This is a genomic window from Rhodococcus sp. PML026 (assembly GCF_000963615.1).
In the GTDB taxonomy this organism is placed as follows: Bacteria; Actinomycetota; Actinomycetes; order Mycobacteriales; family Mycobacteriaceae; genus Rhodococcoides; species Rhodococcoides fascians.
In genome coordinates this window covers 717969-731785 of sequence record NZ_KQ031375.1, presented here as the reverse complement: position 1 = coordinate 731785, position 13817 = coordinate 717969, and the positions used below count along the sequence as shown (strand labels likewise).

Annotated in this window: 13 protein-coding genes; 9 read left to right on the top strand and 4 right to left on the bottom strand. The window is 66.4% G+C overall.

The features are described 5' to 3' along the window. Positions 1-7: 7 nt before the first annotated feature. The 4 genes from VF34_RS18880 to VF34_RS18865 are packed head-to-tail and all read left to right on the top strand — an operon-like array spanning position 8 to position 3969. On the top strand, positions 8-823 hold the full coding sequence (locus VF34_RS18880) for an NUDIX hydrolase (protein WP_027496615.1): 816 nt from the start codon (positions 8-10) through the stop codon (positions 821-823). Positions 824-847: 24 nt separating this feature from the next. Further along, a complete protein-coding gene (locus VF34_RS18875; protein ID WP_032372656.1) occupies positions 848-1627 on the top strand; it encodes an enoyl-CoA hydratase/isomerase family protein in 780 nt (259 codons plus the stop codon). Between the two features lie 56 nt (positions 1628-1683). Continuing rightward, the gene (locus VF34_RS18870; protein ID WP_032370757.1) at positions 1684-2742 is read left to right on the top strand and encodes a class I SAM-dependent methyltransferase; all 1059 of its coding nucleotides are present in this window, start codon (positions 1684-1686) and stop codon (positions 2740-2742) included. Positions 2743-2796: 54 nt separating this feature from the next. Continuing rightward, the gene (locus VF34_RS18865) at positions 2797-3969 is read left to right on the top strand and encodes a THUMP-like domain-containing protein (protein ID WP_032372655.1); all 1173 of its coding nucleotides are present in this window, start codon (positions 2797-2799) and stop codon (positions 3967-3969) included. On the opposite strand, the gene VF34_RS18860 is transcribed toward VF34_RS18865, so the two are convergent. Next, a complete protein-coding gene (locus VF34_RS18860; RefSeq protein WP_045841878.1) occupies positions 3957-5285 on the bottom strand; it encodes an outer membrane protein assembly factor BamB family protein in 1329 nt (442 codons plus the stop codon). The two genes, VF34_RS18865 and VF34_RS18860, sit on opposite strands and share 13 nt — an antisense overlap. 151 nt (positions 5286-5436) lie before the next feature. On the opposite strand from VF34_RS18860, the gene VF34_RS18855 reads away from it, so the two are divergent. Next, positions 5437-6198, top strand: coding sequence for an acyltransferase (locus tag VF34_RS18855; protein WP_027496620.1), 762 nt, complete (start codon positions 5437-5439; stop codon positions 6196-6198). Between the two features lie 52 nt (positions 6199-6250). Here the strand turns inward: VF34_RS18855 and VF34_RS18850 are convergent, their stop codons facing one another. From VF34_RS18850 to VF34_RS18840, 3 genes are read right to left on the bottom strand one after another with little or no spacing between them, the layout of a single operon-like run. Continuing rightward, positions 6251-7498, bottom strand: a complete 1248-nt coding sequence (locus VF34_RS18850) for a glycosyltransferase family 4 protein (RefSeq protein WP_032372654.1) — start codon at positions 7496-7498, stop codon at positions 6251-6253. Continuing rightward, positions 7495-9009: a 1,4-alpha-glucan branching protein domain-containing protein gene (locus VF34_RS18845; RefSeq protein WP_045841962.1), complete on the bottom strand. Its 1515-nt coding sequence runs from the start codon at positions 9007-9009 to the stop codon at positions 7495-7497. The genes VF34_RS18850 and VF34_RS18845 overlap by 4 nt, the downstream gene beginning before the upstream one ends. 23 nt (positions 9010-9032) lie before the next feature. Continuing rightward, a complete protein-coding gene (locus VF34_RS18840; protein WP_032366359.1) occupies positions 9033-9872 on the bottom strand; it encodes a class I SAM-dependent methyltransferase in 840 nt (279 codons plus the stop codon). A 173-nt stretch (positions 9873-10045) separates the two neighbouring features. Between VF34_RS18840 and VF34_RS18835 the strand changes: the two genes are divergently transcribed. The 4 genes from VF34_RS18835 to VF34_RS18820 all read left to right on the top strand — a co-directional run bounded on the left by VF34_RS18835 (position 10046) and on the right by VF34_RS18820 (position 13744). Continuing rightward, the gene (locus tag VF34_RS18835; protein WP_027496624.1) at positions 10046-10846 is read left to right on the top strand and encodes an electron transfer flavoprotein subunit beta/FixA family protein; all 801 of its coding nucleotides are present in this window, start codon (positions 10046-10048) and stop codon (positions 10844-10846) included. A gap of 43 nt (positions 10847-10889) precedes the next feature. Then, positions 10890-11846 (top strand): electron transfer flavoprotein subunit alpha/FixB family protein, encoded by a 957-nt coding sequence (locus VF34_RS18830; protein ID WP_027496625.1) that lies wholly within the window; start codon positions 10890-10892, stop codon positions 11844-11846. Between the two features lie 153 nt (positions 11847-11999). Continuing rightward, positions 12000-12818, top strand: coding sequence for a GNAT family N-acetyltransferase (locus VF34_RS18825; RefSeq protein ID WP_032372652.1), 819 nt, complete (start codon positions 12000-12002; stop codon positions 12816-12818). After that, complete coding sequence (locus tag VF34_RS18820; RefSeq protein ID WP_045841877.1) at positions 12815-13744, top strand: lysophospholipid acyltransferase family protein; 930 nt, start codon at positions 12815-12817, stop codon at positions 13742-13744. Before VF34_RS18825 ends, VF34_RS18820 begins: the two co-directional genes overlap by 4 nt. Positions 13745-13817 lie beyond the last annotated feature (73 nt).

The following is a 13817-nucleotide window of genomic DNA, read 5'->3' as shown; positions in this document are numbered from 1 at the left end:
TGCGGAGATGAGCTCGAGCACCGCCGCCGATCCCGTTCCAGCACGTGATGCGTCGACCGTCATCCTGATCCGTGACGGCCGATCACAACCCGGCATCGAGGTGTTCCTTCTCGAACGCGTCGGCGGGATGGCGTTCGCGGGCGGCATGACGGTATTTCCCGGTGGCGGTGTGGATCCGTCGGATGCGGCTGCGGACATCGAGTGGGCAGGTCCGCCGCCGTCGTGGTGGGCCGACCGGTTCGGCACCGACGAGGGGAAGGCGCAGGCGCTGGTGTGCGCAGCGGCGCGCGAGACGTTCGAGGAGTGCGGCGTGTTGTTGGCCGGTCCGACGGCGGATTCGGTGGTCGCCGACACCGCCCCGTTCTCTGCGGAACGTGGTCGACTGGAACGCCGGGAGCTGTCGTTCGCCCAGTTTCTCACCGACCACGATCTGGTGCTGCGGGCAGATCTGCTGCGGCCGTGGTCGCACTGGATCACCCCGATCGGTGAAGCCCGACGGTACGACACGAGGTTCTTCGTTGCCGTGCTCCCCGAGGGGCAGAACGCCGACGGTGAGACCAGCGAGGCGGCGTCGGTGAGCTGGCGCTCGGCCGAGGACGCGTTGACGGACTGGCGTTCGGGGACCACCGTCCTGCTGCCACCGACGTGGAGCCAGCTCGATGCGCTCGGCCGTTTCGACACGGTGGCCGACGTTCTCGATCACGAGCAGACGATCGCGGCGGTCCTGCCCGTCCTGACCCGGGAGAACGGCACCGTCCGAGTGGAGTTCGACGGCGAGGACGCGTACTACGCGGGCACGGTCCATCCCTGGTCGGATCGCTGAACTCGAGCGCGGTAGCCTTCGGCCATGGCTGAGTTCGTGACTCTCGAAGTATCCGACGGTATCGGCACCATTCGCTTGGATCGCCCACCGATGAACGCGCTCAATCGTCAGGTGCAGGAGGAGATCCGGGCTGCGGCACGCGAAGCCACCGTGGACTCCGACGTCAGAGCGGTCATCGTCTACGGCGGCGAAAAGGTGTTCGCGGCCGGTGCCGACATCAAGGAAATGGCGGCGATGTCCGTCGTCGAGATGACCGATATCGCGGCGGAACTGCAGTCCGCCCTCGGCTCGCTCAGCACGATTCCCAAACCGGTCGTGGCCGCAGTGACCGGATACGCACTGGGCGGTGGACTCGAGGTCGCGCTCGGCGCAGACCGACGCATCGCCGGAGACAATGCCAAGCTCGGCGTTCCCGAGGTGCTTCTCGGAGTCATTCCCGGGGGCGGCGGCACGCAGCGCCTGGCTCGTCTGATCGGGCCCAGTCGCGCCAAGGACATGGTCTTCACCGGCCGTTTCGTCGGAGCCGAGGAGGCCCTGCGCATCGGTTTGGTGGACGAGGTGGTCGCGCCGGACGAGGTGTACAACGCGGCACGCGCATGGGCGGGGCAGTTCACGACCGGAGCGTCACGCGCTCTGGCTGCGGCCAAGGCGTCCATAGATCAGGGGTTGGACGTCGACCTGACCAACGGACTGCGCGTCGAGGCACAGCAGTTCGCGGCTCTGTTCGCCACCGAGGACCGCACCGTCGGGATGGAATCCTTCATCGCCAACGGACCGGGAAAGGCCGCTTTCACCGGGCGTTGAGCATCGAGGTCGGTGGACGAACTTGTTCCATGGCTACCGGATAGTAGGCTCGCCTCATGACTGCAAGCCCCCACGACGGTGCGAATCGACCGACTGCTTCTGTGACGCCTCTCGTCTCGGCCGAGGCGCGAGACCGCGAGGTCGATCCGGCACCGAATCCGCACGCCACGGCCGAGCAGGTCGAGGCAGCGCGGTCGGACACCAAACTGGCGCAGGTGCTCTACCACGACTGGGAAGCCGAGACCTACGACGACAAGTGGTCGATCTCCTACGACGAGCGCTGCATCGATTACGCCCGAGGCAGGTTCGATCAGGCGGTGTCCGGTGACGCATCGGCTCGAGCGGCTCTGCCGTACGGTCGTGCGCTCGAATTGGGTTGTGGCACAGGTTTCTTCTTGCTCAACCTGATGCAGGCCGGGATTGCCGACAAGGGCTCGGTCACCGACCTCTCACCCGGAATGGTCAAGGTCGCGCTGCGCAACGCCGAGCACCTCGGACTCGATGTGGACGGCCGGGTGGCCGACGCAGAAACGATTCCGTACGACGACGACACCTTCGATCTGGTGGTCGGTCACGCCGTGCTCCACCACATCCCGGACGTCGAGCAGTCTCTTCGAGAAGTTCTGCGCGTTCTCAAGCCCGGTGGACGCTTCGTCTTCGCAGGCGAGCCGACCACGGTGGGCAACTTCTACGCTCGCTGGCTGGGCCGTATCACCTGGGAAGCGACCACTCGTGCCACCAAGCTGCCGTTCCTGGCGGACTGGCGCAAACCACAGGAAGAACTCGACGAGTCCTCGCGAGCTGCAGCACTCGAGGCCGTCGTGGACCTGCACACGTTCGATCCGACCGACCTCGAGAACATCGCGTTGTCGGCAGGTGCCGAGGCCGTTCAGGCGAACACCGAAGAATTCGCTGCCGCTCTGCTCGGGTGGCCGGTGCGCACGTTCGAGGCTGCCGTTCCGGCAGGCAAGCTCGGCTGGAACTGGGCCAAGTTCGCGTTCAACGGGTGGAAGACGCTGAGCTGGGTCGACGAGAAGGTCTTGCAGCACGTGGTACCGCGAGGCATGTTCTACAACGTGATGATCACCGGAACCAAGCCCGCGCCCCGCGCTTGAATCGTTCCACCACCGTCGGCCGTACGGCCGACGCTGCATCGATCGGTCCCAACCGTGGGCTATGACTTCACCGGCACCGACCTCGACTTTCTGCGAAGCGAGGCCGGTGCCGAGGCACTCGGTGCAGTCGACCGACTCGAGCTCGATGCGCGAACTTCGCTGCGCGATATCGCCTCGGTACGTGCCCGCTACCCCGAGCACGTTGCGGCCCTCGTCGAGACGGTGACGGTGCGGCGGAAAGCACGGGCGAAGCTGCTGGGGTCCGACGGCTGGCTCGTCACCGACGACGCGGTGCAGCAGGCGACGCCGTCGATCGTGGCTCGCAGGCGCGCGGACCGCCTGGCCGGACGGCGGGTGCACGATGTCACCTGTTCCATCGGCAGCGAGCTGGCGGCGTTGGTCGACACGACCGAACTTGCGGTGGGAAGTGACCTGGACCCGATTCGGGTGCGCATGGCTGCCCACAACGTGCCTTCCGCGACGGTACTGCGCGCCGACGCACTGACCCCGACGACACGGGGGACCGTGATCGTGGCCGATCCCGGACGACGCGTCGGTGGTCGTCGACGGCACGATCCCGCGGCGCTCGAACCTCCGTTGCCGGATCTCCTCGACGCGTATCGGGGGCGAGATCTGGTCGTCAAATGCGCTCCCGGGCTGGATTTCGATGCCCTCGATTGGCCCGGTGAGATCGAGGTGGTCTCCCTCGACGGGGGAGTACGCGAGGCGTGCCTATGGTCGGAAGGTCTCGGCGACAGCGGAATTCGGCGTCGTGCCGCGGTCCTGCGATCCGACGGAAGTGCGCTCGAGATCACCGACGCCGAGTCGGACGAGATTCCCGTTCGGCCGCCTGGTGAATACATCGTGGATCCGGACGGTGCGGTCGTGCGGGCCGGACTGGTGCGGCATTACGGTGCCAAATTCGGCCTCTGGCAATTGGATCCGAGGATCGCGTACCTGACGGGCGACGCCGTACCCGTCGGCGTGCGTGGTTTCCGAATCCTCGAACAGTCGAAGTTCTCGGAGAAAGTGCTTCGGCAGCAACTGAATCGACTGGGGTGTGGCGCGGTGGAGATCCTGGTGCGCGGAGTCGACGTGGATCCCGCGTTGCTCAGGCCCAAACTCAAACTGCGGGGTCGGGTCTCGCTGTCGGTCGTCATCACTCGCATCGAGCGCTCGGCCGTGGCGTTCGTCTGCGAGCCGGGCGCGGTCCGTCAGCCGGTGTAGGTGAAGATCTCGCCCAGGTAGCTCGCCGTGACGACCTGCCCGTCGGGACCGACGGACGTGCCCACGGTGGTGCCGACGACATCGGGTAGGGGCTGCGAATCGATACTGTCGCCCGTCGCCGCGTCGAACGTGAGCAGAGCCAGTCCGTCGCCGTCGCGAACGACGGTGTGGCCGCGCCCGTCCGCGGATTGTGCTGCTGCCCCGGCCTGTTCGACGTCGTCGCGAACCCACACGCGCTCGGCCGAGTCGCCGTTGTCTCGGAGTCCCATCAGGGTGCCGTCGCCGCCGGCCGGGACGATGGTGCCGTCCGAGGCGATCGATGGACTGCCTCCGATTCCGAGTCCCGTGCCCTCGGTCCACTTCTGTTTTCCGTCCGAGGTGTCGAATGCGGTCAGTCGCCCGTCGACGTCGGCGATGTAGACCGTCGATCCGTCCTCGGAGAGCACCGGGCTCGATGCGACGCCTGCAGGGAGGAGGTCCGAGGACCACCGTTCGACGAGTCCAGGTGCGCCGTCGCGGGAGTACTGCAGCGAGATCAGTTGCGGCGCAATCGAACCCGGTCGCCACAGGGTCAGGTAGATGGCGTCGCTGTCGCGGTCCACCGCGGGCGCGGCAGGCACAGCGCATTCGGATTCACCCGAACTGCACTGGGCGAGTCCGGTGGCCATCGGCTGGAAGTCCGCATCGGGGTCGGTCAAGAAGTCCGGTGCCGGAACGAGATCGAGAATGGGTACTCGCAGTTGGCCGTTCTGGGAATCGAGGACACTGACCTGACCCATCTGGGTGATCGACAGCACGCTGCCGTCGCCCAAGAACTGGGCGGATTTCGGAACACCGTATACCGGTGTACGCCAACGTAATTGCCCGTGATCGTTGTACGAGTTCAGCCCGCCTTCGTCGCCGATGTAGACGTTGATCGCAGAATCGACGGTGGGGGTGGCGGTCACCACGGAAGGGCCGATCCGGTTGCACCAGCGTTTGCGGGCGGACTCGATCTCGAACGAGAACAGATTGCAACCCGATTCGGTTGCGGCAGTGACGAACATCTGCCCGTTCGAGCCGATCGATACCGGTGATGTCACGGTGCCGCCGGTGGGTCGAGTCCAGTCCAGCGTCAGTGGAGCACCGACCGATACGTCCGTCGAGCCACTGTTGCGGAGGTTCGCGTGCGCCGCGGGCCAGGAGTCGGGCGAGAGCGGTTCGATGGCAGCAGGTTCCGTGCTGCACCCGGCAAGGGTCAACAGGACCGTCGCAGCCACTGCAGTCAGACCCTTGCCTGCTCCGGACGTCGAACCTGCACCGAACCCGACACGCATTCGAGCACTCCCCATGATGTCCGTTGTGCCCTTTCGATCGGCGGTCGCTCGGCCTGCTGCGCCGATGCCCGGGCATCGGTCGAGAGACAACACTAGCCCGCTGACGGGTGCCGGCAGAGAGCGGGCGAGCGAGAAACTAGGGTGAACGTCCATGACGAGTATGTGGAACGCGCCGCTGCGAACACGCTGGCGCGGGTCGAGACGACGCGACAGCGAGCAGGCGCGGTTTCTCACGCGGGCGTCCCTCGACTGGGTGCTCGCCAACAAGGCCTACACCCCCTGGTACCTGGTTCGATACTACCGTCTGGCCAAGTTCAAGCTCGCGAACCCGCATGTGATCCTGCGGGGCATGGTCTTCCTCGGCAAGAACGTCGAGATTCACTCCACCCCTGAACTGTCTCGCCTCGAGATCGGTCGGTGGGTCCACATCGGCGACGGCAATGCCATCCGGTGCCACGAGGGTTCGCTCCGCATCGGAGACAAAGTGGTGTTCGGCAAGGACAACGTCGTCAACACCTACCTCGACATCGAGATCGGCGCGTCGACGCTCGTGGCCGACTGGTGCTACATCTGCGATTTCGACCACCGGATGGACGACGTGAACATGCCCATCAAGGACCAGGGAATCGTCAAAGGCCCGGTACGAATCGGACCCGACACCTGGATCGCCGCCAAGGTGACGATCCTGCGGGAAACCAGAATCGGGCGAGGCTGCGTCCTCGGTGCCCATGCCGTCGTCAAGGGTGAGATTCCGGACTACAGCATCGCCGTCGGTGCCCCGGCCAAAGTCGTCCGCAATCGCAAGACGGCCTGGGAGGCCGGCGCAGCCGAGCGAGCGAAGTACATCGCGGCGCTCGAGGACATCGCGCGCAAGAAGGCTCTCGGTCAGGCCGAGGCGGCGCGGGAGAGCTGAGACCCATGTGAGTGGAACCTCGTAGTGGACTACGAGGTTCCACTCACATGGGTCAGCTGCGATCGGGCAGGGCGCGTTCGACGATGTGCGGGCGACCCAGCGGATGGCGAACCTTGCGCTTGGCTTCGAGGTACACCCGAGCCGTCGACTCCGCGACGTGCTTCCAGTCGAAGTCGACGGTGAGACGTTCCCGAGCGGCGACGGCTCTCTCCTGCGCCGCATCGGCGTTGTCCAACACCCGCCGCACCGCCGCCGTCAGCGCGGCCACATCACCCGGCGGAAAGGACAGCCCGGTGACGCCGTCGACGATCGCCTCGCCGAGTCCGCCGGCCGTCGATGCCACCAACGGAATGCCTGCTGCCGCGGCCTCGAGGGCGATGATGCCGAAGGGTTCGTACCGGCTGGGAAGGACGATGGCGTCGGCGCCGTGCAGCCATCCGAGCAGATCGGAGTGGTTCAGGTTGCCGAGGAACGACACCGACCTGGCGACGCGGTGGGTGCGTGCCAGACCTGCCAGCCACCCGAACTGAGTGCCTTCGCCGGCGATGTGCAGCGTGGTGCCGGGGTGACTTCGTCTGACGCGTGGCAGAGCGGCTATGGCGTCCTGGATGCCCTTCTCGTATTCCAGACGACCGACGAACAGCAATTTCGCGGGCTCGGAGCGGGGCTGTCGGCGTCGGAAACTCCACGCGGATCCGTCGATGCCGTTGTGAATGACCGAGACCGTCGACTCGGCGACGTCGAACAGGGCTGTGACCTCGTCCTTCATCGACGCCGAGCACGCGATGATCGCATCGGAATCGTTCGCGAGCCACCATTCGATCGAATGGACCTGGCGGTTGACGGTGCCCGAGATCCAGCCGCTGTGTCGTCCGGCCTCGGTGGCATGGATGGTCGAGACCAGCGGGACGTCGTAGAACTCGGCCAGAGCGATGGCCGGGTGCGCGACCAGCCAGTCGTGGGCGTGGACGACATCGGGCTGCCAGCCGTCGCCGAGGCCGGGTTTACCGAGGGCGACCCCTGCCCGCACCATGGCGTGCCCCATCGCCAGAGTCCACGCGAGCATGTCCTCTCCGAACACGAAGTGCGCCGGATCCTCGGCGACGGCGACCACCAATACGCCGTCCTCGATGTGGTGGGAGGTGGGATGGGTGGACGCGTCGGTGCCGGTGGGTCGGCGAGAGAGAACGACGACCTCGTGCCCGCAGCGCACCAGCTCGGTCGCCAGGTGATGAACGTGGCGACCCAGCCCGCCGACCACCACGGGTGGGTACTCCCACGACACCATCAGAACTCTCATCTACGCCCCCCTGGGCCTTCTCGGCGTGCATCGGGCAGTCTGCGTGCGTCCAGCGCCGCGAACAGTCCGTCTGCGTGATTCCACTGCCGCGCCAATTCTTCGGCTCGGGCCGGGTGCTGCTGCGCGGCAGCGATTTCACGCAGCGCATGTGCGTGGACGTGAGCTCGCTCTCGGGCGTATCCGGCCGCGGAGTCCTTGCTGACCATGAACGCCCAGTCGCTGGCCACGGCCATGAGTGTCTCACGCAGAATCTGATCGTCGACTCGATTGCGCAGTTCGGGGCCACCCGCCCGGCTTCGGACGGCACGGGAGGCGTCGACGGCATCGAGCGCGGTCCGGGACACCTCGGCGTTGAGCTTCACCAGGTCGGCGACGTCGTCGCCCGCCCACACGCGCCAGTCCTTGCCCGATCCCCAGGAAGAATCCTGCAGTTCGAGTGGGGCTCCGACGTATCCCCGTTCCCGGGCATCGTTCAGCGTTCCGACGGTGACTCCCGCGGCGGGCAGGGCGCGCATCAACTTCTCGAGCCACTGTGGCCCCTCGTGCCACCAGTGTCCGAACAGTTCGGTGTCGAACGCGGCCACCACCACGGCATCGCGGCCGATCCGCTCGGATTCGGAGATCAAGCGCCGACGCACCACGTCGACGAAGTCGGCGACGTGACGGTCCACTGCTGCCGCGGCACGCTCGGGTTCGTAGGGAGCCTTGTCGTTCGAGTCGACGGTGCGGCCGGTGACCCGGGCCGGTTTGAGTCCGGTCGCGTGGTCGTAGGTGTGGAAATCTCGGTAGGCACCGTGGCCCGGGTAGCCGGACTTCGGTGACCAGACGCGGTAGCTGACCGGGAGGTCGCGCCCGAACGCGACGACGTCCGAATCCCACACGGGCCGGCCGAGGGAGGTGTCGCCCCGCATGGCGGGGCCGTCGACCATGAAGTGCGAGACGCCGGCGGCCGCGTATTCGGTTTCCATTCCGGGGGTGAATCCGCATTCCGGTGCCCAGATACCGCGGGGCGTGGTGCCCCATCGGGCGGCGGCGTCGCGTAGGCCCTCGCTGAGGGAGAACCGCCGCAGTCTTTCGTCGAGCAACGGTTGGAACGGGTGCGCGAGCGGCCCACCCAGCAGTTCGACGATGCCCGTGTCGATCAGCGGACGAAGTACTGCCGAGCTGCCGTGTCGCCATCGCGTCTCGAAGCGGTCCAGAGCTGCGGCGGATGCCCGGTGTTCGCGTATCGAGAGCGCGGGGTCGGTTGCCTCGTGCGCGCGTAGCTGCCAGTTTCCGAGCCAATGGTGCATGCCGGCCAGGCAATGTGGATCGTCGAGCTGGGCCGCGAGTACCGGGGTGACGCCGAGCGAGAGGACGTCGGTGTAACCGTCGTCGGCCAGCCGTTCCAGTGCCGCGGTCAGCGGGAGGTAGCAGTCGGCCCAGGACTGATACAGCCATTCCTCGCCGACGGGCCACCTGCCGTGATTGGCCAACCAGGGCAGGTGAGAGTGCAGCACGAGGGAGAACATGCCCGGCACGGTGGCACCGGATGTCACCCGATCACCGCAGCCGAGCTCTTTCGGGCGACGGCGACCAGGTCGAGGCTGTCGTCGATTCGATCGGCCGCGATGTCGAAGTCGGCGATGGTGATCGCGGCGACGTCCTCGGCGAGTTCGGCAGGCCAGGGTTCACCGGCGAGTGCTCGTTCGATCTGCGCGTCGATGAAGGATCCGCCGTGTTTGGCGTCGAGGGCGGCCAGCGTGCTGCCGTGCCGGACTCCGGTGAGTTCGGTGACCTCGAGGCGGGCGGCGACGAGCAACTCGGTGAGTTCTGCCGCGTCGAGTTCGCGGGTGTGGAAGGGGTTGAGGGGAGTGTCGCGTCCGGGCGAGAAGGTGATGCGGTTCGGTGTGCTGATCAACAGCGTGCCGCCGGGCTCGAGGACGCGGTGCACTTCGGCCAGGAACGCTCCTTGATCCCAGAGGTGTTCGATGACCTGGAAGTTGACGACGACGCCGACCGAGGAATCCGCGAACGGAAGGCGGTCGAGATTGCCGCGCACCATCGTCACCGCGGGGTAGCGTGCGTGGACGTGCGTCGCGGCCGAGACGTCGTAGTCGAGGCCGACGACGCAGGCCGCAACCTCGGCAATCATGTTGGCTCCGTAGCCTTCTCCCGATCCGGCTTCGAGCACCGTGCGGTCGCGGCACCGCTCTGCGAGTGCGCGGTAGACCACCTCGTGACGGCGGAACCAGTAGTTCTCCTCGGCGATGCCGGGCACAGTTCGCTCGCCGGTGAGGGGGAGTGGTTCCGGTGCCGGTGTCCGAGCCGATGAATCGTTCACCGACGGAAGGTTAGTGCCTCCGGCGATGAGGTAAGCCAACGTGGTCTCCATAACAGTCGGGGTGCGGATGTATGGTCGATCGGGCAGGGAGGTAAGTTACCCACCAGTAACTACGGTGGGGTAACCTCGTAGCGGAACGTAGAACTGCACCAACCGTTCGACTTGCAGCAACCGTTAGAACACTCACGATCAGCAGAACATGACCAGGAGGTCGACGCAGACCCATGACGAACATCGTTGTTTTGATCAAGCAGGTTCCAGACACATGGTCCGAGCGCAAGCTCAGCGACGGTGACTACACCCTCGATCGCGAGGCTGCAGACGCCGTTCTCGACGAGATCAACGAGCGGGCCGTCGAAGAAGCCCTGCTCATCAAGGAAGCTCAGGGCGGTGAGGTCAAGGTTCTGTCCGCAGGCCCCGATCGCGCCACCGACGCGATCCGCAAGGCTCTGTCGATGGGCGCGGACAGCGCGGTACACCTCAACGACCCGAGCCTGCACGGCTCCGACGCCATCCAGACCGGGTACGCCCTGGCTGCGGCACTGGGCAACGTCGCGTTCGAGAACGATGAGCCTGCCGATCTCATCATCGCGGGTAACGAGGCCACCGACGGCCGCACCGGCGCAGTTCCGGCGATCATCGCCGAATACCTGCAGATCCCGGCCCTGACGCAGCTGCGCAAGCTGTCCGTCGCAGACGGCAAGGTCACCGGCGAGCGCGAGACCGACGAGGGCATCTTCGGACTCGAAGCCACGCTGCCCGCCATCGTGAGCGTCACCGAGAAGATCAACGAGCCGCGGTTCCCGTCGTTCAAGGGAATCATGGCCGCCAAGAAGAAGACGGTGCAGACCATCACTCTGGCCGACATCGGTGTCGAGGACGGCATCGTCGGCGTCGACAACGCCGGAACGACGGTCACCTCGTCCACCCCCAAGCCTCCCAAGACTGCCGGCGAGCGGCTCACCGACGAGGGCGACGGCGGCGACAAGATCGCCACCTACCTCGTAGGCCAGAAGATCATCTGATCCCGCCCCACCGAGCAATCGAAGACCAACGAGGAGCAAAGTCATGGCAGAAGTACTCGTGCTCGTGGAGCACGTCGAAGGAACACTGAAGAAGGTCAGCTCCGAGCTGATCACCGCGGCCCGCGCACTGGGTGAGCCGTCCGCGGTCGTCACCGGCCCGGTCGGTACCGCCGACAAGGTCGCCGACGCGTTGACCGAGGCCGGTGCCGAGAAGATCTACGTCGCCGAGTCCGACGACGTCGACGGTTTTCTCGTCACGCCGAAGGTCGACGTCCTGTCGTCCCTCGCCGAGTCGGTCTCGCCTGCGGCGATCATCACCGCAGCGACGATCGAGGGCAAGGAAGTTGCCGGCCGCCTCGCCGCCCGTCTGGGCTCGGGCTACCACAACGACGTCGTCGCGATCAACGGCGACGGCAGTGCCGTCTACTCCATCTTCGGTGGTGCGTTCACCGTCGAGGCCAAGGCCAACGGCGACGTCCCCGTCCTCTCGCTGCGCCCCGGCGCAGTCGAGGCAGAGCCGAAGGCCGGAGCGGGAACCCGCGAGACCGTCGAGGTCCCGGCGCAGGAAGAGGGCACCGTCAAGGTCACCTCGCGTGACCCGATCGTCGGCGGCGACCGTCCGGAACTGACCGAAGCGACGGTCGTCGTCTCCGGTGGACGTGGCGTCGGCAGCGCCGACAAGTTCACCGTCGTCGAGGATCTGGCAGATTCGCTGGGTGCCGCAGTGGGTGCCTCGCGTGCCGCCGTGGACTCCGGTTACTACCCGGGCCAGTTCCAGGTGGGCCAGACGGGCAAGACCGTCTCCCCGCAGCTGTACGTTGCACTCGGCATTTCCGGAGCCATCCAGCACCGTGCCGGCATGCAGACCTCGAAGACCATCGTCGCGGTGAACAAGGACGAGGAAGCACCCATCTTCGAGATCGCCGACTACGGCATCGTCGGTGACCTGTTCAACGTCGCGCCTCAGCTGACCGAGGCCGTCAAGAAGCACAAGGGATAGCCTCTCGGCGAAAATCTCTGCTCGACGGGCCCTCATCGCGATTGCGGTGGGGGCCCGTCGCGTTTCGACTGGCGCAATCGTGTTCATGCAAACTCTTCCGACACTTCTCCTCGGCGATGCCCGGTAGTCTTCCCCGCTCGTTAGACACACCTCATGACCACTTCCGTCATGAGCTCGACTGCATCGATCGTCCCGGCCACCGACCGCTATTCGCTCGTGTTGTCCACCGACCCCGAACACCGACTCGCGGCGCAGCGCCTGCGCTACGACGTGTTCGCCTCCGAGCCCGGCTTTGCCATACCCACCGACACGGACGGTCTGGACGCCGACCGGTTCGACGATTTCTGCGACCACCTTCTCGTTCGCGACCAGTGGACCGACACGTTCGTCGGTTGCTATCGCATGTTGCCGCCGCAGGCCGCGGTGTCGGCAGGCGGCTATTACACCGCAACCGAATTCGACATCTCCGCGCTCGATCCCGTCGGGATGAACATCGTCGAAATGGGTAGGGCTGCTGTGCATCCCGACCACCGATCGGGGTCGGTCCTCGGCCTGATGTGGGCGGGAATCCTGCACTACCTCGACGTGACGGGATACGAGTGGGTGATGGGTTGCGTGTCGGTTCCGATGCAATCGGCTCCCGGGGAAGCGGTCGGGGCCAACGTGCGTGGTGTTCGCGACCGGCTGTTGGATCGACACGCGACAGCGGTCGACAGGCGGGTCGTGCCCTACAACCCCGTGATCGTCGACGGCGTCGATCTCCTCGACATTCCGGCGGCGAAGCGAGCGTCCATGCCGCCGTTGATGAACGGGTACCTCCGGCTCGGTGCCTCCATCTGCGGTGAGCCCGCCCACGACCCGGAATTCGGAGTGGCGGATTTCGTCGCGCTCCTCGGCCTGCACGAGGCCAACACCAGGTATCTGGACCGTCTTCGTTCTGCAGCAACGACATTCGAGTCGGGTGCCCGATGACGCAACCCCTGGTTCGCGCACACGCCTGGATGCCGTCCTCGCCGTGCGGTGACGGGTGTCTGCCGAAGAATCCGCCCACGGTGCGTCGAATCGTCCTCGTTCTGCGCATCGCTGCGGCGATCGCGGCCTTTGCGCTGTTGCCGCTGTTGGTCGTCCTGGGGGTGCCCTTTCCCCGGGTTCGGCACGCGTTGACGCGGCTGGGCGCTCGGATGCTGCTATCGGCCATCGGCATCGATCTCACCGTGCTCGATACACGCTCGGAGCGGGAGCGGTCGCGTACGGCAGGTGGTGCCCTGCACGTTTCCGGACACATTTCGTGGACCGACGTCGTCGTCCTCACGGCAGTGCGCCCGTCGACGTTCGTTGCGCGAGCCGATCTGGTGGACTGGCCGCTGCTCGGGCGACTGGCCCGGGCGATGAAGGTGCTCCCCATCGATCGCGCACGACTGCGTGAGCTCCCGGCCGTTGTCGACCAGGTTGCCGACCGAATCCGCGCAGGCGCTTCGGTCGTGGTGTTCCCCGAGGCCACCACCTGGTGTGGGTTGGCCTACGGATCGCTTCGCCCGGCTCTGTTGCAGGCTGCCATCGATTCCGAGACGTGGGTGCAGCCCATCCGGCTGCGCTATCTCGATCGACACGGCGAACCGACCACCGCGACGTGCTTCGTCGGAGACGAGACGATCGGAGCGTCGATCGGCCGCATCTTCCGGCTCGCCGGACTGCGCGCCGAGGTCGAGTTCACCGCCCCGGAAGCGCCGGGCGGCGATCGACACGACCTCGCGCGGCGCTGCGAGGTGGCGATCCGACGCGACGACGGAGTGGAGCCTGCGGAACGACCCCGGAAGGACGTCTACGACCCGACGGTGCACGAGGTGATGGCCGAAGCCGAGCGAAGCCCCAGCGCGCCGACGGTTGCAGCCGCCTGATCCACAGCTGAACCGGGCGACCGTGGACCCACCTCGCGCAGGTAGGTCCGCGGTCGCTCGACCGGGTATCGTC